16 protein-coding genes, 2 rRNA genes and 1 pseudogene are annotated in these 21875 nt (G+C 60.0%); 7 read left to right on the top strand and 12 right to left on the bottom strand.

The genetic code is table 11. The features are described from left to right. Position 1: 1 nt before the first annotated feature. Both E4634_RS03085 and E4634_RS03080 read right to left on the bottom strand, forming a co-directional pair. On the bottom strand, positions 2–334 hold the full coding sequence (locus E4634_RS03085) for an FmdB family zinc ribbon protein (protein ID WP_135441148.1): 333 nt from the start codon (positions 332–334) through the stop codon (positions 2–4). Between the two features lie 189 nt (positions 335–523). Next, on the bottom strand, positions 524–979 hold the full coding sequence (locus E4634_RS03080) for an HU family DNA-binding protein (protein ID WP_135441147.1): 456 nt from the start codon (positions 977–979) through the stop codon (positions 524–526). 287 nt (positions 980–1266) lie between these two features. On the opposite strand from E4634_RS03080, the gene E4634_RS03075 reads away from it, so the two are divergent. From E4634_RS03075 to E4634_RS03055, 5 genes are all read left to right on the top strand, one after another. Further along, the gene (locus E4634_RS03075) at positions 1267–2976 is read left to right on the top strand and encodes a proline--tRNA ligase (RefSeq protein ID WP_135441146.1); all 1710 of its coding nucleotides are present in this window, start codon (positions 1267–1269) and stop codon (positions 2974–2976) included. Between the two features lie 5 nt (positions 2977–2981). Continuing rightward, a complete protein-coding gene (locus tag E4634_RS03070) occupies positions 2982–3575 on the top strand; it encodes a lytic transglycosylase domain-containing protein (RefSeq protein ID WP_434783493.1) in 594 nt (197 codons plus the stop codon). 87 nt (positions 3576–3662) lie between these two features. Continuing rightward, positions 3663–4508: a helix-turn-helix transcriptional regulator gene (locus tag E4634_RS03065; protein ID WP_135441145.1), complete on the top strand. Its 846-nt coding sequence runs from the start codon at positions 3663–3665 to the stop codon at positions 4506–4508. Between the two features lie 110 nt (positions 4509–4618). After that, positions 4619–5449, top strand: coding sequence for an endonuclease/exonuclease/phosphatase family protein (locus E4634_RS03060; RefSeq protein WP_167854748.1), 831 nt, complete (start codon positions 4619–4621; stop codon positions 5447–5449). Positions 5450–5459: 10 nt separating this feature from the next. Beyond that, positions 5460–5813 (top strand): DUF5329 family protein, encoded by a 354-nt coding sequence (locus E4634_RS03055; RefSeq protein WP_135441143.1) that lies wholly within the window; start codon positions 5460–5462, stop codon positions 5811–5813. 11 nt (positions 5814–5824) lie between these two features. On the opposite strand, the gene E4634_RS03050 is transcribed toward E4634_RS03055, so the two are convergent. Then, on the bottom strand, positions 5825–7216 hold the full coding sequence (locus tag E4634_RS03050) for an MATE family efflux transporter (RefSeq protein WP_135441142.1): 1392 nt from the start codon (positions 7214–7216) through the stop codon (positions 5825–5827). A gap of 179 nt (positions 7217–7395) precedes the next feature. On the opposite strand from E4634_RS03050, the gene E4634_RS03045 reads away from it, so the two are divergent. Both E4634_RS03045 and E4634_RS03040 read left to right on the top strand, forming a co-directional pair. Next, complete coding sequence (locus tag E4634_RS03045) at positions 7396–8568, top strand: acyl-CoA desaturase (RefSeq protein ID WP_135441141.1); 1173 nt, start codon at positions 7396–7398, stop codon at positions 8566–8568. Positions 8569–8665: 97 nt separating this feature from the next. Beyond that, a complete protein-coding gene (locus tag E4634_RS03040) occupies positions 8666–9151 on the top strand; it encodes a glutathione peroxidase (RefSeq protein WP_135441140.1) in 486 nt (161 codons plus the stop codon). A gap of 253 nt (positions 9152–9404) precedes the next feature. Here E4634_RS03040 and E4634_RS03035 read toward each other — a convergent pair. The 9 genes and pseudogenes from E4634_RS03035 to E4634_RS02995 form a co-directional block, all read right to left on the bottom strand. Next, positions 9405–10350 (bottom strand): annotated as a pseudogene (locus E4634_RS03035) (GTP-binding protein). Between the two features lie 114 nt (positions 10351–10464). Continuing rightward, positions 10465–12576 (bottom strand): elongation factor G, encoded by a 2112-nt coding sequence (fusA, locus tag E4634_RS03030; protein ID WP_135441139.1) that lies wholly within the window; start codon positions 12574–12576, stop codon positions 10465–10467. Between the two features lie 36 nt (positions 12577–12612). Then, on the bottom strand, positions 12613–13083 hold the full coding sequence (gene rpsG, locus E4634_RS03025; protein WP_135441138.1) for a 30S ribosomal protein S7: 471 nt from the start codon (positions 13081–13083) through the stop codon (positions 12613–12615). A 115-nt stretch (positions 13084–13198) separates the two neighbouring features. Then, the gene (gene rpsL / locus E4634_RS03020; RefSeq protein ID WP_135441137.1) at positions 13199–13570 is read right to left on the bottom strand and encodes a 30S ribosomal protein S12; all 372 of its coding nucleotides are present in this window, start codon (positions 13568–13570) and stop codon (positions 13199–13201) included. A gap of 237 nt (positions 13571–13807) precedes the next feature. Further along, the gene (locus E4634_RS03015) at positions 13808–15952 is read right to left on the bottom strand and encodes a thrombospondin type 3 repeat-containing protein (RefSeq protein WP_135441136.1); all 2145 of its coding nucleotides are present in this window, start codon (positions 15950–15952) and stop codon (positions 13808–13810) included. A 222-nt stretch (positions 15953–16174) separates the two neighbouring features. Further along, entirely contained in the window at positions 16175–16768 is a 594-nt protein-coding gene (locus tag E4634_RS03010; RefSeq protein ID WP_135441135.1) for a cohesin domain-containing protein, read from the bottom strand. Positions 16769–17214: 446 nt separating this feature from the next. Next, entirely contained in the window at positions 17215–17988 is a 774-nt protein-coding gene (locus E4634_RS03005; RefSeq protein WP_135441134.1) for a VPLPA-CTERM sorting domain-containing protein, read from the bottom strand. Positions 17989–18328: 340 nt separating this feature from the next. Then, positions 18329–18444 (bottom strand): 5S ribosomal RNA (gene rrf, locus E4634_RS03000). A 213-nt stretch (positions 18445–18657) separates the two neighbouring features. Beyond that, positions 18658–21564, bottom strand: a 23S ribosomal RNA gene (locus E4634_RS02995). Positions 21565–21875: the final 311 nt, after the last annotated feature.

Genomic DNA, 21875 nt, shown 5'->3' with positions numbered 1-21875 from the left:
GTCAGGCGGATTTCTCGCCGCCGCTGGGCTTTTTCTCGCCGCCGGACTTTTTCTCGCCGCCGCTCTTGGCACCGCCCGCCGCATCGCCAGAACCCGACTTGCCGCCGCTATCGGCCTTGGCAGCGTCGCCATGCAGGTTCTTTTTCTTGTCGCCGGATTTGAAGTCGGTCTCATACCAACCGCCGCCCTTCAGGCGAAACGCCGCTGCCGACACCAGTTTCTTCATGGCGGACTCGCCGCATTCCGGGCAATCGGTTAAAGGGGCGTCACTGATCTTCTGGATCACCTCAAGCTGGTGACCGCATTTCTGGCACTGGTACTCGTAGATCGGCATGGTCCTAAGCCACCAATAATCAGCAGGTTAGCGAAAAATTGAGGCGCGGATTTTAACCCAAGCAAAAGGTAGAGTCCAAGCTCGGGGAGGCAGGATTGACGGGGGGAGCGAGGCCCCCACCGTCAGGTGCTTGAAGGGAGTTTGCCGACCGCCGCGAAGCCCGCGTGCGGTCAGCGATACTGCCAGCCGTCAGGAGGCGGCGTATTCCTTCAGCTTCTTCAGCGGGCGAATCTTGACAGCAATGCTGGCCGGCTTCGCCTTGAATACGGTCTCCTCACCGGTGAAGGGGTTGATACCCTTGCGCGCCTTGCGAGCGGGCTTCTTCACGGTGGTGATTTTCATAACGCCCGGGATGGTGAACTCACCAACGCCGCGCTTCTTGATGCTGCGCTCGATCAGCTCATTCAGGCCGTCGAGAACATCGTTGACCTGCTTCTTGCTCAGCTCGGTGCTCTCGGACAGCGTGGCAACGATCTGGCTCTTGGTCATTTTGTCGGTAATCGCAGTCGCCTTTTTAACGGGCGCTTTGGCTGCTGCCTTCTTGGCGGGCGCTTTCTTGGCCGGAGCCTTTTTAGCCGGAGCCTTTTTGGCTACTGCCTTCTTCTTGGCCGGAGCCTTTTTTGCTGCTGCTTTAGTAGTCGCCATTGTATTTCGACCTTCCCTAATAGTAATAATGGTTCAAGTGTGTGCCTCGGCGTTCCGCATCCCCTACTTCACGGGCGGCACCACCAGTCACGGGAAACATATAAAGCAGAATACGCTACAATACAAGCGTTTTCGGGGATCGACGCCAAAAATACCCTGTTTTTCCAGTACTATCGCGCCACCTCGAGTTTACACTGCGAAAAAGCGCGCGATTCGTTGGCATTTACCGACCGCTGCATCGGCTCTAAAATGGGCGCCCTCATTCCATTGCCCGAGCGTATTTCGCCATGCGCACCAGCCAGTTTCTTATCGCTACACTGAAGGAAAACCCCTCCGACGCCGAGGTCATCAGCCACCAGTTGATGCTGCGCGCCGGCCTCATTCGCAAGCTCGCTTCCGGCTTGTATACCTGGCTGCCACTGGGGCTGCGTGTCCTGCGCAAGGTCGAGCAGGTCGTTCGCGAAGAAATGGATGCCGCGGGGGCGCAGGAGGTCAGCATGCCCATCGTGCAGCCGGCGGAACTGTGGCAGGAATCCGGCCGCTGGGAGCAATACGGCCCCGAGCTGCTGCGCATCCAGGACCGGCAGGGACGCGACTTCTGTCTCGGCCCCACCCATGAAGAGGTCATCACGGACCTGGTGCGCAACGAAATCAAAAGCTACAAGCAGCTGCCGATCAACCTGTACCAGATCCAGACCAAAGTGCGCGACGAGATTCGCCCGCGATTCGGCATCATGCGTTCCCGCGAATTCCTGATGAAGGATGCGTACTCCTTTCACGTCGGCCAGGCATCCCTGGAGGAGACCTACCTGGCCATGCACCGCGCCTACACCAATATCTTTACCCGGCTTGGGCTGGATTTCCGGCCGGTGATTGCGGATACCGGCAGCATCGGTGGCAGCGCCTCCCATGAATTCCACGTGCTCGCCGGCTCCGGCGAAGACGACATCGCGTTTTCCGACAGCAGCGATTACGCCGCCAACGTGGAAATGGCCGAAGCGGTGGCCCCCGGTGCCGCCCCCGCTCCCACTGCCGACATGGAGGAAGTCGCCACCCCTGACGTGAAATCCATCGAGGACGTCGCACAGTTCCTGCAGCGGGATCCGGCCACCACGGTAAAAACCCTGGTCGTCGATGGTGAGGAAGAAGGCGCGCTGGTGGCGCTGGTACTGCGCGGCGATCACCAACTGAATGCGATCAAGGCGGAAAAACTCCCCGGCGTCGCCACACCGCTTTCCATGGCGGACGAAGCGAAAGTGCGCAAACTGTGCGGGGCAGGTTTTGGCTCCCTTGGTCCGGTGGGCCTGCCCATGGAAGTGATCGTTGATCGCAGCGCCGCAGCCCTCGCCGATTTTTGCTGTGGCGCCAACCGCGACGACGCCCACCTGGTGGGCGTGAACTGGCAGCGCGACGTGCCGCTCGGGCGTGTCGAAGACCTGCGTGACGTGGTCGAGGGCGACCCCAGCCCGGACGGCCAGGGCACGCTGTTGATCCGTCGCGGCATCGAGGTAGGTCACATCTTCCAGCTCGGCACCAAGTACAGCGAGGCGATGCAGGCACAAGTGCTCGACGAGAACGGCAAGAACGTAACCATGACCATGGGCTGCTACGGCATCGGCGTGAGCCGGGTGGTGGCCGCCGCCATCGAGCAGAACCACGACGACAGCGGCATCATCTGGCCCGCAGCGATGGCGCCGTTCCAGCTGGCCATCGTGCCGCTGAACATGCACAAGTCAGAGGCGGTGGCACAGTGTGCAGAGGAGTTGTACAGCGCGCTGCGCGAGGCCGGTGTCGACGTGTTGATGGACGATCGCAACGAACGCCCGGGCGTGAAGTTTGCCGACATGGAGCTGGTTGGCATCCCCCACCGGCTGGTCATCGGTGACCGCGCCCTGGCCGACGGCAAGCTGGAATACAAGGGCCGCCGCGACGCCGACTCGCAACTGGTTGAGCGCGAGGCCTGCGTCGATTTCCTGCTGGAGCGCCTGCGGGGCTAGGCGGCGTGCGCCGACTCGCCGCTGTTGCTGTCCTCCTCGCCCTGGGCCTTGCGGGCGGTGCACTGGCGCAACCCGAGGACCCGGCGGAGCGCGAGGCCCTGCGCAGTTTCCTCGAGGAAACCATCACCGATGCCAACAGTTTCGTCGACCGCTACGATGCCGAGGTGTGGCTGGTCGACATGTCCGGCCGTCTGGCGCGCTATGTCGATGATCCGCGCCACCGCCTGAAACTCCTGAAACAGATCCACGCCGCTGCCGCGCAGTCACAGCTACCGCCGGAACTGGTGCTGGCGGTAATCGAAGTGGAAAGCCACTTCGATCGTTTCGCGGTTTCCCGCGCCGGCGCCCAGGGCATGATGCAGGTGATGCCGTTCTGGAAGAACGAGATCGGCCGCCCGGACGACAACCTCACCATGAACGAGACCAACTTCACCTACGGCTGCCGTATCCTGCAGTTCTATATGCAGCGCGAGAAAGGCCACATCGAACGCGCCCTGGCCCGCTACAACGGATCGCTGGGCAGCGACGTCTACCCGGAGAAGGTCTATCGCGCCTGGCGCGACCACTGGCGCACCGAACCACTGGACTGGAGCCGGTAAAAAAAGACCGTCTTGTTTGACAAGTTACCGCCCACTCACCAATATGACCCATAAGGGGTAGGCGGTGATTTACGGCACACAAGGCAAATGGACGGGATAAAACAGCTCAGCAGGTGGAATCGGGACATCTCCCAGGCCATCGCGGCGCTCGGCACAGCGCAGTTTTTTCCTGCCCTGGTGGACGCGGTCAATGCCCAGGTCGCCATCGACTATCCCCAGGTCTGGCTGTACCACCGCGACCTTCCACCGCGGGTACTCTTCCACCGCATTCCCGCGGATGCCACCAGCACGCAGATCGATGAATACCGCAACGGCCACTACCTGGGGGATCCGTTCTACCAGACCTCCATGCGCGCGCCGAAGTCGCGGATATACCGACTGTCGCGGGTCACGCTGGGGCGCCTGGAGCACTCGGAGTACTATCGCGAATACTATTGCCGCACCGGCACCGCCGATGAAGCGGTATTCGTATCCCGCCTGCAGGGCGGCAACGTGGTGAACCTGTGCATGATGCGGCGCGCCGAACACGGCCCGTTCAGCGACGAGGAATACGCCAGCCTCTACCTGCTGGCGGACCCGGTGGCGGAACTGCTCAAGAGCCACAGCCAGCACAGCGAGTTCGCGATCAACAACCTGATCCAGCCGGGGATCAACCACCAGATCGACCTCGCCTTCCGCACCTTTGGTTCCTCGTTGCTGTCACCGCGCGAGAAGGACGTGCTGGAGTTGATGTTGCGCGGCTACAGCACCGACGCCTCGGCGGACAAACTGGACATCGCCGTGGAGACCGTGCGCCGGCACCGCAAGAACATCTACCGCAAACTGGACGTCAATTCCCAGACCGACCTGTTCTCCCTGTTCATCAACGCCATGTCCTGCCTCGGCGAGGCCGCCGGGGAAGACCCCCTCAAGGTGTACATGGCACCGCGCTAGAGACGACAGACCCGGGGCGCCACCGCCGCGCCGAAATGGCGCCAATGGTCATGGCGCGCCCGCCCGGCGGATGCGAGTATCAACCCATGCAATTCACTCACCTGCTTCGTGTGAAAAACACGCTCCGCCCACTGGCCTGGCTGCTGCTGTGCACCATCGCCAGTCCGGGGGGAAGCGCGATTGCCGCCGGTGAACCCCATGCCGATGCGGCGTACGGCTGCCTCAGCCATCTGGGCACGCTGCCGGCCGCGACCGGCCAGGTACTCCCGGAACAACTGCGGGTACTGAGCTGGAACATCCACAAATCCCGCGATGCCGGCTGGAGCGAGGATCTGCGGCGACTGGGCGACAGCGCCGATCTCGGGTTCATCCAGGAGGCGGCGCTGCACACCCAACTCGGCGAGCTATGGCTGGGCGGCCCGCGCTACCAGTCCTTCGCACCGGGCTACAGCGCAGGGGGGACACGCACCGGCGTAATGACCATCAGCCGCTTCGCACCCACGATGCAATGCAATTTCACGCGTACCGAACCCTGGCTGGGCACGCCCAAGGCGATCGCAGTAACCGAACACGCCATACAGGGCCGCGAACAGCGGCTGCTGGCGATCAACATCCACGCGATCAACTTCACCCTGGGCATCGACGATTTCGCGGCGCAACTCGACACCGTCGCGCAACTGGTCGCGGTGCACAGCGGGCCGGTGATCCTCGCCGGCGACCTGAACACCTGGAGCGCTGCGCGCAAGACGCTGGTGGAGCGCGTCCTGGCCCCGCTGCAACTGGCGCCGCTGAGCTTCCAACCGGACTTGCGCACGCGCGCCTTCGGTCACGCACTCGACCATATCTACGTGCGCGGGCTGACGGTGGAATCGACTGAAGTGGTTGCCGTGGACAGCTCCGACCACAACCCGCTTATCGCCAGCCTGCGTTTCCTGATGTGAAGTCCGAATCGTGCCCAGACTCCTGACCCTGATATTGCTGCTGGCACTGAGTACACCAAGCCTGGCCGGGAGCAACCCGGAGCGGGAAATCCAGCAATTGATCGATTTCGTCGCCGCCAGCGGCTGCGTGTTCCACCGCAACGGCAGCGACTACAGCGCCGAAGCCGCGGCCGAGCACCTGCAGCTGAAATACCGGCGCGGCCGCAAGTACGCGGACACCGCCGAACATTTCATCGACCGCCTGGCCAGCGCGAGTTCGTTCAGCGGCAAGCCCTACACGGTGACCTGTGCGGGGGAGACCCAAACCGCGAGCCAGTGGCTGCACCGCGAATTGCTGGACCAACGTGGGAGTCCGCAGTCGTGAACGGCTGGCAACTACACGGGCGGCGGACGCTCGACCTCGCTGGCCTCCGCGCGACCGGTCACCGCCAGCGGCACGTGCTCGCGCTCCAGGCGGCCGACCAGGTAAAAGGCGGCGAGCACGGCGCATACCCCGAACAGCAGGGAGCCCATGGCCTCCCCTGCCATCACCCCGCGCGCGCCGTACCACTGGGCCCCGAAATAGACCGCCGGGATCGTACCGAGCAGCGCGCGGCCGAAGTTGAAACCGGTCGCCCAGTGCGGGTGGTGCAGGTTGTTGAAGCTGGCGTTGGCGACGAACAGGATGCCGTTGAAGGCGAAGGCCCAGGTCAGGCCGCGGCAATAAAAGCCGATGAGATCCGCCGCGGGTCCGGTGGCAGAGAAAGCTGCCACGATGAAATCTGCCGCCAGCCACAGCAGCAACCACACCACCAGGGTGTAGGCGAAATTGAATTTCATCGCATCGCGCAGGGTGCTGCGCACCCGGTCGTAGCGCACCGCGCCCGCGTTCTGGCCGATGATCGGCCCGACCGCGCTGGACAGGGCAAAAATGGCGCAGAAGGCCACCGGTGTGATGCGTCCCATGATCGCCGCCCCGGCTACCGCGCTGTCGCCGAACTGGGACATGATGCGCAGCACGAAGCCGCCGCCGATCGGTGTGGCCAGGTTGGTGAGAATCGCCGGTGTGGCGATGGCCAGGATGGGGCGCAGGTCGGCGACGAACTCGGTCCGAGAGATCCTGCGCGGCAGGCCGTGTACACGGTGCAGCGCGTGCCAGGCCACCGCGAACACCACCATGCGCGACACCGCCGAGGCCCAGGCGGCGCCCTCCAGGCCCCAGTCCAGGGCAAAAATGAAGATGGGGTCGAGTATGGCGTTGACCAGCGAGCCGATGATAGTCGCCCACATGGAGCGCCGCGCGTCGCCGACAGCGCGCACACCGGCGGCGCAACTCATGCCCAGCACCAGGATCGGCATGTTCGGCAGCAGGATACCCGCATAGGCCAGGGCATACTCCAACGTCAGGCCGCTGGCGCCGAGCAGGCGCAGCAACTCCTCCAGGTACAGCCAGCCAATGCAGCTGATGACCACCGAGGCGAGGAAGCTGAACAACAGCGCGCTGGTACAGTAGCGCCGGGCAAGGTCGCGGCGATGCGCCCCTTCGGCGCGCGCCACCAGTGCGCCCAGGGCGATCTGCAGGCCGATGCTGACCGAGACCAGGAAGAAGATGATAGTGCCGGCGAAGCCCACCGCGGCGGCCAGTTCCTGCTCCCCGAGCATGGACAGGAAATACATATCCACCATGTCCACGCCGAACATGGTCAGCAAGCCCAGCGCGCTGGCCGCAGTCATGTTCAGCACGTGGCGCATGGTCGAGCCGCGAGTGAATACCGCCTGGTTAGTCATTTGCACACATTTCGGGTCTGTCCCGGGGCGGAGCATGATACTTTAGATTCAAGTTGGGCACCGGCATGTCGATAGACCAATCACCAGCCTGTACACGGCGCGGCCGGAAGGCGACAAGCCTGGCCGAAATCGCTACCATTACGACCCCGTTTCATCAGGAAGGAGGCCAGGCGTAGGCCATGAGCAAGAGCTTACCCCCACTGAACCCCATCAACGTCAGTATTTTCGTGGGTTTGCCCATCGCGGCGCTGATCCTGGTTCCCGCCTGGGGAATCTACCACGGTTTCAGCGTTGCACAGTGGCTGTGGGCCCTGGCCTTCCTGTACCTCAACGGCATGTCGATTACCGGCGGCTATCACCGGTTGTGGTCGCACAAGGCCTACGAAGCGCACCCGGCGCTGAAGTGGTTTTTCGCCCTGTGGGGCGCCGGCGCGCTGCAGAACAGCATTCTCATCTGGTCCTCTGACCACCGCCGCCACCACCGCCACGTCGACGACAACGACAAAGACCCCTATTCCGCCGGCCGCGGCCTGTGGTTCAGCCACATGGGCTGGATGCTGCGTGAGTACCGCAGCAACGAGCCGGACTTCCGCAACGCCACCGACCTGCAGGCCGATCCGATCGTGATGTTCCAGCACCGCCACTACATCGCGCTCACCGTGTTGATGAACGTGGGTGCACCGCTGTTGCTGGGCCTGGCGCTGGGCGATGTTATCGGCACGCTGCTGCTGGTAGGCCTGCTGCGGCTGGTAGTGAATCATCACTTCACGTTCTTCATCAATTCGCTGGCCCATTTCTGGGGGCGCCGCCCGTATACCGAGGAAAACAGCGCCCGTGACAACGACCTGCTGGCGTTCCTGACCTACGGCGAGGGCTACCACAACTTCCACCACCTGTTTGCTCGCGACTACCGCAACGGCATTCGCTGGTGGCACTGGGACCCGACCAAGTGGATGATCAACCTGTGCTCGCGACTGGGCCTTGCCAGCAACCTGCACCGGGAACCCAACTTCCGCATCCAGCGGGCGATTCTCGACACCCAGTTCCGCAAGGCCCGTACCGCGCTGGCGTCCACCCGCGACGACGGCTCCCTGCTGGGCGCACTGGAGCGCGAATACCAGCTGTACAAGGAATCCATCAATACCTGGGCCAGCCTGCAGGCGGAGCGTGTCGAGCGCAAGAAGTCCGCCCTCGGTGACGCCCTCGGCGAGAAAAAACTGCAACTGGCGGACAAGTGGGAGAAAGCCGCGCTGCGCACCAAACTGCAGGCGCTCGAATACTCCATGCTGATGCAGCGCAAGCGTCTGGAACTGCTGATCGCCCAGGTTCGCCTGCAATCCCAACCCGCCTGAGAACCACCCTTCCTCCCCGGGGCTGATACGCGCGGCGCTGCCGCGCGTACACACATCAGTGCTATGCTAGCCACGTCCCGGAATCGAGGAGAGAGCCATGCCCGGCAGCGTCTACGACTTCACCTGTCGCACCATGAGCGGAGAAGAAAAGCCCCTGGCCGACTTCAAGGGCAAGGTGTTGCTGATTGTGAATACCGCGTCCAAGTGCGGCTTTACGCCCCAGTTCGAAGGACTCGAGTCGCTGTATGAGCAATACCGCGATCGCGGACTCGAAGTGCTGGGCTTTCCCTGCAACCAGTTCGGCAAGCAGGACCCGGGCAGTGACAGCGAGATTCAGGAATTCTGCCAGCTGAACTACGGCGTGAGCTTCCCTATGTTCAGCAAGATTGACGTCAACGGCTCTACGGCCGACCCCCTCTATGATTTCCTGAAGAAAGCAGCCCCGGGCAAACTCGGCACCAAGGCCATCAAGTGGAACTTCACCAAGTTCCTCGTCGACAGCGAGGGCAACGTCGTGCGCCGCTATGCCCCCCTGGACAAGCCCGCAAGCATCGCCGCGGACATCGAGTCGCTCCTCGCCTGAAACAGCAACGACTTTAGACGATGTCAGGCATATCGGCCGTACAGACCCTCCCAGGCCTCAACCATCCTGCCATCATCTAAAGTCGTAGCTGACCCCACATTTTGGGCAGATATATCAGCCGCCAGGGCCCAATCGAGGCCTCAATTTCCTGGCATCATTTAAAGGCGCATCTGACCCCACTTTTCTGGAGGCAAAAAAAAGCCCGGCTGGTGCCGGGCTTTTTGGGGTTAGGCTAGACGCCCTATTCGATGCCTTATTCGATGATCTTGGCGACGACGCCAGCACCAACGGTACGGCCACCTTCGCGGATCGCGAAGCGCAGGCCTTCTTCCATGGCGATCGGCGCGATCAGCGTCACAACCATCTGGATGTTGTCACCCGGCATCACCATCTCGACACCTTCGGGCAGCTCGACCGAACCGGTCACGTCCGTGGTGCGGAAGTAGAACTGCGGACGGTAGCCCTTGAAGAACGGGGTGTGACGACCGCCTTCTTCCTTGGACAGTACGTAAACCTCAGACTCGAACTTGGTGTGCGGGGTTACAGAACCCGGCTTCGACAGCACCTGCCCACGCTCGACTTCGTCGCGCCTTCACCGCGGTGGTGCCCAGCTCGTTCTCGTCTTCGCCGTTCAGCGCCATCAGCGCGGAACCGCAGATGATCGGGGTGTCGTCGCCCGGGAACTCGTACTGGTCCAGCAGCTCGCGCAGCTCCATCTCGACCAGTTCTTTCATCTCTTCGTACTCCTCGGAGTCCGCACCGCCGCAGTCTTCTGCCAGCAGGTCGGCCTTGTTCAGGAACACGACGATGTAGGGTACGCCAACCTGGCGGGACAGCAGGATGTGCTCGCGGGTCTGCGGCATCGGGCCGTCGGTGGCGCCACACACCAGGATCGCGCCGTCCATCTGCGCGGCACCGGTGATCATGTTCTTCACGTAGTCGGCGTGTCCGGGACAGTCGACGTGCGCGTAGTGGCGGGTCGGGGAGTCGTACTCCACGTGGGAAGTCGCGATGGTGATGCCACGCTCTTTCTCTTCCGGCGCGTTGTCGATACCGTCAAACGCGACGGCAGCGCCGCCCCAGGTTTCCGAGCACACGCGGGTGAGGGCGGCGGTCAGTGTGGTCTTGCCGTGGTCCACGTGACCGATGGTGCCCACGTTGACGTGCGGCTTGGTACGTTCAAAAGTAGCTTTGCCCATTTTCGGGTTCCTCTAGTTCGAATTCCGGTTTGCGGCCCGCCTTATGGGGTCAGAGCCCTTTTCCGGCAAGCCGGAAAAGGGCTCTGACCCCGAGCATAAGACGAGTCCCGTCAGTTACTTGGTTGCAGTCTTGGCAATGACTTCCTGAGCGACGTTGTTCGGCGCCTCGGCGTACTTGCTGAACTCCATGGTGTAGGTCGCACGGCCCTGGGTTGCTGAACGCAGGTCGGTGGCGTAGCCGAACATCTCGGCCAGCGGCACTTCCGCGGTCACAACCTTGCCGGACGGGTTCTCGTCCATGCCGCCGATCAGGCCGCGGCGACGGTTGAGGTCACCGACCACATCACCCATGTTTTCTTCGGGCGTTACCACTTCTACGGCCATGATCGGCTCGAGCAGTACCGCACCGCCCTGCTCTGCCAGCTTCTTGGTGGCCATGGATGCGGCGATCTTGAACGCCATTTCGTTGGAGTCCACGTCGTGGAACGAGCCATCGTACAGGGAAGCTTTCAGGCCGAGCAGCGGGTAGCCGGCGAGTACGCCGTTCTGCATCTGCTCCTCGATACCCTTCTGCACCGCGGGGATGTATTCCTTGGGAACCACACCACCGACGATCTCGTTGACGAATTCCAGGCCTTCGGCGTCGGCGTCTTCCGCCGGCTCGAAACGCACCCAGACGTGACCGTATTGACCGCGACCACCGGACTGGCGCACAAACTTGCCTTCGATTTCGCACTTGTTGCGGATCGCTTCGCGGTAAGCCACCTGCGGCTTACCGATGTTGGCTTCCACGTTGAACTCGCGACGCATACGATCGACGATGATGTCCAGGTGCAGTTCGCCCATACCGGAGATAATGGTCTGGCCGGTCTCTTCGTCGGTCTTCACACGGAAGGAGGGGTCTTCCTGGGCCAGCTTGCTCAGGGCGATACCCATTTTCTCCTGGTCCGGCTTGGACTTCGGCTCAACAGCAACCGAGATAACCGGCTCGGGGAATTCCATACGCTCGAGAACAATCGGCTCGTCCTGGCTGCACAGGGTGTCACCCGTGGTCACATCCTTGAGGCCGACCGCAGCGGCGATGTCGCCCGCCAGTACTTCCTTGATTTCCTCGCGGCTGTTGGAGTGCATCTGCACCATACGGCCTACACGCTCTTTCTTTTCCTTCACCGAGTTGTACACACCGGTGCCGGACTCCAGCTTGCCGGAGTACACGCGGAAGAAGGTCAGGGTACCGACGAAGGGGTCGGTGGCGATCTTGAACGCCAGCGCGGCGAACGGAGCGTCGTCGTCAGCTTCACGGGTCGCGGGGGTTTCGTCGCGGTCCAGCAGGTGACCTTCGATCGCCTTCACCTCGGTGGGTGACGGCATGTACTCGATCACCGCGTCGAGCACGGCCTGTACACCCTTGTTCTTGAACGCGGAGCCGCCCAGGACCGGGATGATCTCGTTGGCCAGGGTGCGCGCACGCAGGCCGGCCTTGATCTCGGCTTCGGTCAGTTCGCCTTCCTCGAGGTACTTCTCCATGAGCTCTTCGGTCGCTTCAGCAGCGGCCTCGATCATGAATTCGCGCATTTCCTCGACTTCATCGACCATGTCTTCCGGTACGTCCGCGTACTCGAAAGTCATGCCCATGTCTTCCTCGCTCCAGATGATGGCCTTGTTCTTGACCAGGTCGACAACGCCCTTGAACTCGTCCTCGGCGCCGATGGTCATCTGGATGGGCACGGCGTTGGCGCCGAGACGATCCTTGAGCTGCTTGATGACCATTTTGAAGTTGGCGCCCGCACGGTCCATCTTGTTGACGAATACCATGCGCGGAACTTCGTACTTGTTGGCCTGGCGCCAGACAGTCTCGGTCTGCGGCTGCACACCGGAGGAGCCGCACAGTACCACTACGGCACCGTCCAGTACGCGCAGGGAACGCTCCACCTCGATGGTGAAGTCCACGTGTCCGGGGGTGTCGATGATGTTGATGCGGTGCTCATCAAACTGGGCGTCCATACCGCGCCAGAAGCAGGTGGTCGCAGCGGAGGTAATGGTGATACCGCGCTCCTGTTCCTGCTCCATCCAGTCCATGGTGGCCGCGCCATCGTGCACTTCACCGATTTTGTGCGACAGGCCGGTGTAGAAAAGAACGCGCTCGGTGGTAGTGGTTTTACCAGCATCCACGTGAGCGCAGATACCGATATTGCGGTATCGCTTGATAGGTGTTTTGCGTGCCACGATTGACTCCCGGTTACAAAGTGGTTGGGCAGTAGATTAGAAACGGTAGTGAGAGAAAGCCTTGTTGGCTTCCGCCATGCGGTGCACGTCTTCGCGCTTCTTCACAGCGTTTCCCTTGCCCTGGGAGGCGTCGATAATCTCGCCCGCCAGGCGCTGGCGCATGGACTTCTCGCCGCGGTTGCGCGCGTACTCTACCAGCCAGCGCATGGACAGCGCTACGCGACGGGAGGGACGTACCTCGACCGGCACCTGGTAGGTAGCACCACCGACGCGGCGTGACTTCACCTCCACCATGGGGGCGATGTTTTCCAGCGCTTCGTCGAAGGCTTCGATGGGATCTTTGTTCAGTTTTTCCTGAACGATGTCCAGAGCACCATAAACAATGGTTTCTGCGACTGATTTTTTACCACTGACCATCACGTGGTTCATGAATTTCGCCAGGGTCACATTGCCAAATTTGGGATCAGGCAATACCTCGCGCTTGGCGACTACTCGTCTTCTCGGCATCTTGGGCCTCTCTATGCTTCAGGTTGATCCGAACACCGACCTGCCACAAAGGCGGGGGAGGCAGGGGTTCGGCCTTACTTTGTACTTTCTATAAGCCGGCTTACGCTCGCAGGACTTACTTGGGACGCTTGGCACCGTACTTGGAACGACCGTTGCGGCGATCTGCCACACCGGAGGTATCCAGGCTGCCGCGTACGGTGTGATAACGCACACCGGGCAAGTCCTTTACACGACCGCCGCGAATTAGAACCACACTGTGCTCCTGCAGGTTGTGGCCTTCACCGCCGATGTACGAGGAAACCTCGTAACCGTTGGTCAGGCGCACACGGCAGACTTTACGCAGTGCGGAGTTCGGCTTCTTCGGGGTCGTGGTGTAGACGCGAGTGCAAACGCCGCGGCGCTGGGGGCAACCCTGCAGAGCCGGTACGTCGCTCTTGTCTACTTTGCGTTTTCTCGGCTTACGAACCAATTGGTTGATCGTTGCCATTACGTTGAACTCCAGAAAATCGTGTAAATACGTGGCGTTATAACCACTTCCCATTGCCGGTTGATGACAGCCAGCGAACCTGTTCAACAGGACGCAAAAGACCACCCCGGAAAGAGGAGGCGGCATTCTATAGATGCGCAGTGACGTAGTCAACCGCCCCCAGGGCCTGGATTGGATGAAAAATGGCCGCCCGCAGCTGGGCTGCGGGCGGCCGGGGAGCGTCGGTGGCCGGCCGACTCAGGGCGCGATGCCGCTGGGTCCGGGCGGGCCGCCGAACAGCGACTTCAGGGGACCGATATCCAGGCTGTTGACGATACCGTCGCAGTTGAGGTCGACGATCTTGTCGGAGGTACCGAATGCCTTCTTGAGCGGACCGACATCCAGGCCGTTGACGATCCCGTCGTTGTTGAAATCCGGGTCGCAGTGGTTGCCGAAACCGTCGCCATCGCCGTCGCACTGGCTCGGGTTGGGGACTTTGACGCAGTTGTCCTTGTAGTCCGGCACCCCGTCCCGGTCGGAATCAGTGTCGTCCATCGTGGTAGCGCAGAAGCTACGCGAAGGCTGGGTCTGGTTCGAGTACGTATCCCGGGCATACACGCGGTAACAGTAGTTGTGGTTGCGCTGCAGCAAGCCGTCCGTGTAGACCGGACTGTCCTGCCAGCCGGAGTCGCTGCCACCGGTCCCGCCCGTGGGGCTGGAGGTGAAGTCAAAGTAGTACTGCACACCGCCGGAGGGGTCGGTCGCCGTCAACGCCGTCATATTGATCTGGTTGGTATCCAGCGCATAGGGGACGACGGAGAAGCCCATCGGGTTGGGGGTCGGCGGGTTGGTCTCCTGGGTAACAGTCACCTGCACCGCATCCCAGTAGGACGAGTCGTTGTTGCTGCTGTTCCCGTCCGTGGCGCCATCGTACAGCACGCCCAGCCAGTAGGTCCCCGGGGGAACACCTTCCGGGATGCTCACCTGGCCCATATTGACCCGCACCGAGCCCACACCGGCGAAATTCCAGGCATAGGTCTGCTGACTCAGCAGGGTATCACCGGCGCTGATCAGGTCGTTGGTGGAGAGGCGCACATCGAAACCGTGGGTCGCATTCTTGCTGCCGTTGGTACCGTTTGCCGCCAGGTGGTTGAGCACACTGGTCGCACTGCCACCCGCCTGCAGCACCGTCGGAGACACGTTCATGTCCAGCGCCTCGAGGTCAAAGGTCGCGCCGCGGCCGTAATTGGGCAGGAAGTCGCCGTTTACGTAGTCCACCCAGGACTGCAGGATGTTGACGTAGCGGCCGATGGTGGTGCGATTCGAGGTGGAGGCGATACCCCGCACATAACGATTGTCGCCATCGATGAGGTACAGGTTGCTACCACTCTCACCTCCCCACAGCGCGCTGAAACAACCGGGCGTGGTGTCGATTTCCAGTTGGTTGCCCGGGCAGGAGTCGATGGTGCCCGACCAGTAATACATGTCGCGACCATTGTGCAGGCCCGGCGTACCGCAGCCTTCAGATGGATAGGGCGCCACGTTGAACACGTTGGAGGGGCAATTGGTGCCATAGGCCCAACCAAACCAGCCGGTGAGGAAGCCCACCGAACGGTCGAGTTCGACCACGGCCCAGTCGTAGTCGAAATTGCCGTTTTGCGTCCAACCCGTCCAGGAGGCGAGGATCTGGCCGCGAGCGGCACCGAAGTGTTGCAGCCGGTACTCGTCCCCGGAGTCGGTGATATCGCCAACGCCATCCCAGGCGGGGAACACCCAGGTTTCGTCGTTCCAGTTGCCGCCGCTGCCCTCGTGTACGCAGTGACCGGCGAGTTGCACGGTACGCGCGTCGCGCATGGCGCCTGAGCACACGAACCAGGACGTCCCGCGGCGGAACGCGACTTTCACGTTCATCCGCCAGGGAAACGAACCCTCATTGGTGACCAGCGACTTGGAGCCGAAAGACGCGGGCCCCAGTTCAGCGCTGCTACTGCCACCGTCCGAACCGGCGTAAAAGCCGCCCTGGCCGGAGCCGCCCGAGGCAGCCGGGATAGGTGAGCCCAACTGCACCCGACCAGTATCCGGGGAATAGGACACACCGATTCCCGGTCCGGCCAGCGCTGGCTGGGTACCTGCCGCCGGCGGTTCCGGCATCGGTACCGGCGGGATCGATGACAATGGCGGCATCGTGGTGGGCGGTCCAGCCGGCTCCCCCTGGGCCGGCCTGAATTCGTCGAACTCCTCTGGCCCGCTGATTTCCGTGGCAATCGCGGTGTCCACGGGCCCCGGCTTTAACGCCGCACTGGCGACGAACGAATACATACCCAGTATCGCCGCCGACATGACCAGCAGGTTGCGCGGTTTCGCGCGGGTGCCAGCCAGGATTCCTTTCGTATCGCAAAGCATATCTACTACCCTCGTTGCATGAATGAACAAGCTCTCCGCGATTCACCATCGGGCGAATCTCGGCGCTCTTGGCACGGGGGGATTCCAGTCCGCTATGGCTCTACGTCCACAGGGCTTTTTCAGCGAACTTCACTCGTACTGCGCTTGCGGGACAACACTGTTTACTGGTGCTGTCAGCCGCGACCGGGGGCGAAGACAACTTTCCCCGGCCGCGTTTTATCGTTATGCGTTGGCCGATTTCTTGCGGCGGCTCAAACTACCCAGGCCCAACAGGCCAGAACCGAACAGCCAGGCGGCTGCGGGTACGGGAACCGGATTGACTGCCACCTTGCCGTCGTAGAACAACGGATTGGTGTCGTTGAAACCGGTTGCATCAGCCCACACGCGAGGGCTGCCACCGGGGAAGGTGCCAATGGCAAGGTCTAGCAGGGTGTTACCGGTACCGATTGCCGCAAAGGTGATCGAGGCAATCTGGAAGGCCGCGTTGGCAGTGCCATTGAGGCTGGTCACATCAGCGTTCATCAAAGTGCCCGCGACATTGTCCAGCGTACCCGCCTGGCCGAAGGTCTGGTCACCGACGAAGGTGAGGGTATAGCTTTGCACCTCCAGCACGCTGGCATCCCAGCTCAGGCTGAAACCACCACCGATAGTACCGTCGGTAAAATCGGTTCCTTCGATAGTGACGTCGAATACATCCCCTTCGGTGACAACCGAAGCTGATGGGGTGACGCTGATTGAGGCGGCGTGCAACATGCCGGCCCCCAGCGTGAGGATTAGCGCCGTACACCAGCGCGTAAACAGTGAGACAGGGGTCATGGTCAGCAAACTCCATTTACAGTGGTCGAAACATGGACCGAACGCCGCCTTCCTGGCGACCGCTACGTCGTTGCGAAAGCAGCGACGCTCGGGTGGGGGAAACGTAGTCTAGAGCTGCAGAAACACAATCGACCAAGACGGCCCCTTGCGTGACCGCTGCTACAAATTTCACGACTATTCACTAGCCAACCGCGCACGGCCCCACGCACAACTTCCGGACAGTGATCCTATCTTATTGTTATTACTTACTTTTGTTTAAATCCAAAACCCTAGTTAATAGTAGAACTCCAGGCCGGGGAATATAGCGGCCCCTAAGTTTTGTGTAATGAGATGTAAGTCGACGGGCCGCGAATTTTTCAGTTTTTTTGTATCGGGAGTCGCGGAGGCAGCGGCGCCCTCCCAGCCCGCACTCAAGCACGAGTACGTGTCACGGACTCGGCTTCCGGTTAAGTTACTCGCAGACCGACGACAGTCCGGAAGCCGTCGTATATCCGGCGCGCTCGACGCAACAACGTCAAAACCAGCATAGAAACTGCAAATAGCCACATCGTCGCAGGCAGTGGGACCGGTGACATGGTGATATTCAGGTTGTCGAGGTAAACAGCAACCGCGGGATCCGGGCTGGTGCCGGCGATGGAAGGCGAAAGATTAAAGTTGATGGAACTCAACTCCCCGTCCCCCGCATAGAATTCGTCATCCAGGAGACTTCCTGATGAACCTTCCCCTGCGAGCAGGATTGACCATTTTCCGAGAACCATATCGATGTCGATCTCGACATGAATCGACTGGCCATCAATGAGAGTAGCGATACTATCAAATGGGGTCGAAGTTTGCGGATTGTAGGTGTCGATCCGGTTGTAGCAGCACCCGGTGAAGTTGAGATTCTGTACCGGGCTGTTACTCATCAAAACACTAAACGCATGATCCGAACCCACCAGATTCTCGGTTAGCAGATCAAATTCAACATGGTACGCCGCCGCAACGCCACTGGTGTAAAGGCGTACCTGCTCATACGAACCCTGGTCGAGATTGAATTTTAGTGCGCCGTTTTCGATTGAGGGATTTCCCGCCCAGGTATCCAGTACATAGCCTCCGTCTACGATATCGCCAACGTCCTCGGCCGAACTGAAATCGCTGTCGAAAAGTACGATTGGGGCTGCCGTCGCGGTAAACGGAAACAGACAAACGAGTGAACACAAAATTCTAACTAGTCGCACCATGACTACCTCCTTGTAATGGTCAATACCGGAATACCACGGGGCACTAGCCACAAGGCGTCATGTAGATCTTCCGAGAATTGCTTAAAGGCTACTGGAAATCGGGCCAGAGGTACACCAACGCACCGCCCCAGGTGGATGCTTTGTATTTCCCATGACCTTGTGGGTCCCAAGCGTTGCTTGTGATCGCTGTGCCCGGGGTCGCGCTCGACCGCCTGCGGCGCCCAACCCCGCACCTGCGGTGCAGGGTCGCTCACATGGACCCTTTGTAGTAACAGCAGATCCTCACTTCCAAAATGCAAAAGGGCCACCCCAGACGGGGTGGCCCTTTTCCATTTTAGGAGCCTGGCGATGACCTACTCTCACATGGGGAGACCCCACACTACCATCGGCGATGCATCGTTTCACTACTGAGTTCGGGATGGGGTCAGGTGGTTCCAATGCTCTATGGTCGCCAGGCAAACTGGCTTGACGGGATTCGGTCTTACCTGCTGTCGCAGTGCCTACTGGCCGTCAAATAAGGCGGTAAATCAAGCTGTCTGTCCTTCGGTGTACTCACACCATGACTTGTCACAACATCCGTCGTCGTCTTCTTCGGCTTACCCGGTCGCGGCAACAACGACCGTCAGGTCCGTTGCTTGACGCTCGGTCAGCACAAATAACTTAGGATATATGGTCAAGCCTCACGGGCAATTAGTACTGGTTAGCTTAACGCCTTACAACGCTTCCACACCCAGCCTATCAACGTGGTGGTCTTCCACGGCCCTTTAGGGGGATCAAGTCCCCAGGGAGAACTCATCTTGGGAGGGGCTTCCCGCTTAGATGCTTTCAGCGGTTATCCCGTCCGAACATAGCTACCCGGCAATGCATCTGGCGATACAACCGGAACACCAGAGGTTCGTCCACTCCGGTCCTCTCGTACTAGGAGCAGCTTCCCTCAATTCTCCAACGCCCACGGCAGATAGGGACCGAACTGTCTCACGACGTTCTAAACCCAGCTCGCGTACCACTTTAAATGGCGAACAGCCATACCCTTGGGACCGGCTTCAGCCCCAGGATGTGATGAGCCGACATCGAGGTGCCAAACACCGCCGTCGATGTGAACTCTTGGGCGGTATCAGCCTGTTATCCCCGGAGTACCTTTTATCCGTTGAGCGATGGCCCTTCCATACAGAACCACCGGATCACTAAGACCTACTTTCGTACCTGCTCGTCTTGTCAGACTCGCAGTCAAGCGCGCTTGTGCCTTTACACTAACCTCATGATTTCCGACCATGATTAGCGCACCTTCGTGCTCCTCCGTTACACTTTGGGAGGAGACCGCCCCAGTCAAACTACCCACCATACACTGTCCCCGATCCCGATAAGGGACCCAGGTTAGAACCCCAACATTACCAGGCTGGTATTTCAAGGTCGGCTCCACAATGGCTGGCGCCACTGCTTCAAAGCCTCCCAGCTATCCTACACAAGTAAGGTCAAAGTCCAGTGCAAAGCTGTAGTAAAGGTTCACGGGGTCTTTCCGTCTAGCCGCGGGTACACTGCATCTTAACAGCGATTTCAATTTCACTGAGTCTCGGGTGGAGACAGTGTGGCCATCGTTACGCCATTCGTGCAGGTCGGAACTTACCCGACAAGGAATTTCGCTACCTTAGGACCGTTATAGTTACGGCCGCCGTTTACCGGGGCTTCGATCAAGAGCTTCGCCGAAGCTAACCCCATCAATTAACCTTCCGGCACCGGGCAGGCGTCACACCCTATACGTCCACTTACGTGTTTGCAGAGTGCTATGTTTTTAATAAACAGTCGCAGCCACCTGGTCACTTCGGCCAGCCTCAGCTCAGGGAGCAAGTCCCATCACCAAAACCGGCGTACCTTCTCCCGAAGTTACGGTACCATTTTGCCTAGTTCCTTCACCCGAGTTCTCTCAAGCGCCTTGGTATTCTCTACCTGATCACCTGTGTCGGTTTACAGTACGGTTCCTTGTTACCTGAAGCTTAGAAGCTTTTCCTGGAAGCAGGGCATCAACCACTTCATCCGCGGGTCTCCCCTTGGACTCGTCATCAGCTCTCGGCCTTAAGGCAACCCGGATTTACCTAAGTCACCAGCCTACAACCTTAAACGCGGACAACCAACGCCGCGCTGGCCTAGCCTTCTCCGTCCCTCCATCGCAATAACAAGAAGTGCAGGAATATTAACCTGCTTCCCATCGACTACGCATTTCTGCCTCGCCTTAGGGGCCGACTCACCCTGCGCCGATTAGCGTTGCGCAGGAAACCTTGATCTTCCGGCGGGGAGGTTTTTCACCCCCCTTGTCGTTACTCATGTCAGCATTCGCACTTCTGATACCTCCAGCAAACCTCCCGGTTCACCTTCAACGGCTTACAGAACGCTCCTCTACCATGCCACAAAGTGGCATCCGCAGCTTCGGTACACTATTTAGCCCCGTTACATCTTCCGCGCAGGCCGACTCGACTAGTGAGCTATTACGCTTTCTTTAAAGGGTGGCTGCTTCTAAGCCAACCTCCTAGCTGTCTAAGCCTTCCCACATCGTTTCCCACTTAATAGTGTTTGGGGACCTTAGCTGGCGGTCTGGGTTGTTGCCCTCTCGACGACGGACGTTAGCACCCGCCGTCTGTCTGCCGTGATTGAACTCCTGGGTATTCGGAGTTTGCATGGGGTTGGTAAGTCGGGATGACCCCCTAGCCCAAACAGTGCTCTACCCCCCAGGGTTAGACACGACGCTCTACCTAAATAGATTTCGAGGAGAACCAGCTATCTCCGGGCTTGATTAGCCTTTCACTCCGATCCACAGCTCATCCCCTAATTTTTCAACATTAGTGGGTTCGGCCCTCCAGTTAGTGTTACCCAACCTTCAGCCTGGCCATGGATAGATCGCCCGGTTTCGGGTCTATTGCCTGCAACTGAATCGCCCTATTAAGACTCGGTTTCCCTACGCCTCCCCTAAACGGTTAAGCTTGCTACAGACAATAAGTCGCTGACCCATTATACAAAAGGTACGCAGTCACCCCACGAAGGGGCTCCCACTGCTTGTACGTATACGGTTTCAGGTTCTATTTCACTCCCCTCTCCGGGGTTCTTTTCGCCTTTCCCTCACGGTACTGGTTCACTATCGGTCAGTCAGGAGTATTTAGCCTTGGAGGATGGTCCCCCCATCTTCAGACAACATATCACGTGTGCCGTCCTACTTGTCGCAAGCTCAGTACCACAAGCGCGTTTTCGTGTACGGGGCTATCACCCTCTATCGCCGGACTTTCCAGACCGTTCCACTAACGCACAAGCTATCACTTGCAGGCTCCTCCCCGGTCGCTCGCCGCTACTGGGGGAATCTCAATTGATTTCTGTTCCTACGGGTACTTAGATGTTTCAGTTCCCCGCGTTCGCCTCGTTAACCTATGTATTCAGTTAACGATACCTGCCTTACAACAGGTGGGTTTCCCCATTCGGACATTCCCGGATCAAAGGTTGGTTGCCACCTCCCCGAGACTTTTCGCAGGCTCCAACGTCCTTCATCGCCTCTGACTGCCAAGGCATCCACCGTATACGCTTAGTCACTTGACCATATAACCAAAGTTATCTGGACGCCCCCTTATACCAACAGGGACTTCAAGAAGACTCCACCCGACCCCCTTATGCATTAGGCCGGATGGTGAGACACATACCGATCAAAGTATGTGCCCGCCGGATGTTGTGACGCTTAAGTCACAGTGTGTATTACAACTCGTGTGACACCGCCGAATTGAGTAAGCGGCGTCACAGAACATTTATCTATGAACTGTATCCTCCACCACGCCCTCCCAAGAAAGACCTGGTGCCGAACCTCAGTCCAAAGCCCCAGCTTTACTTACCTTGTTCAAGAACAATTCGTGTTG

The sequence above is a fragment of the Mangrovimicrobium sediminis genome, from assembly GCF_004745945.1.
In the GTDB taxonomy this organism is placed as follows: Bacteria; Pseudomonadota; Gammaproteobacteria; order Pseudomonadales; family Halieaceae; genus Mangrovimicrobium; species Mangrovimicrobium sediminis.
The sequence above is the reverse complement of the archived record's forward strand: the minus strand, read 5'-3'. Positions and strand labels throughout refer to the sequence as shown.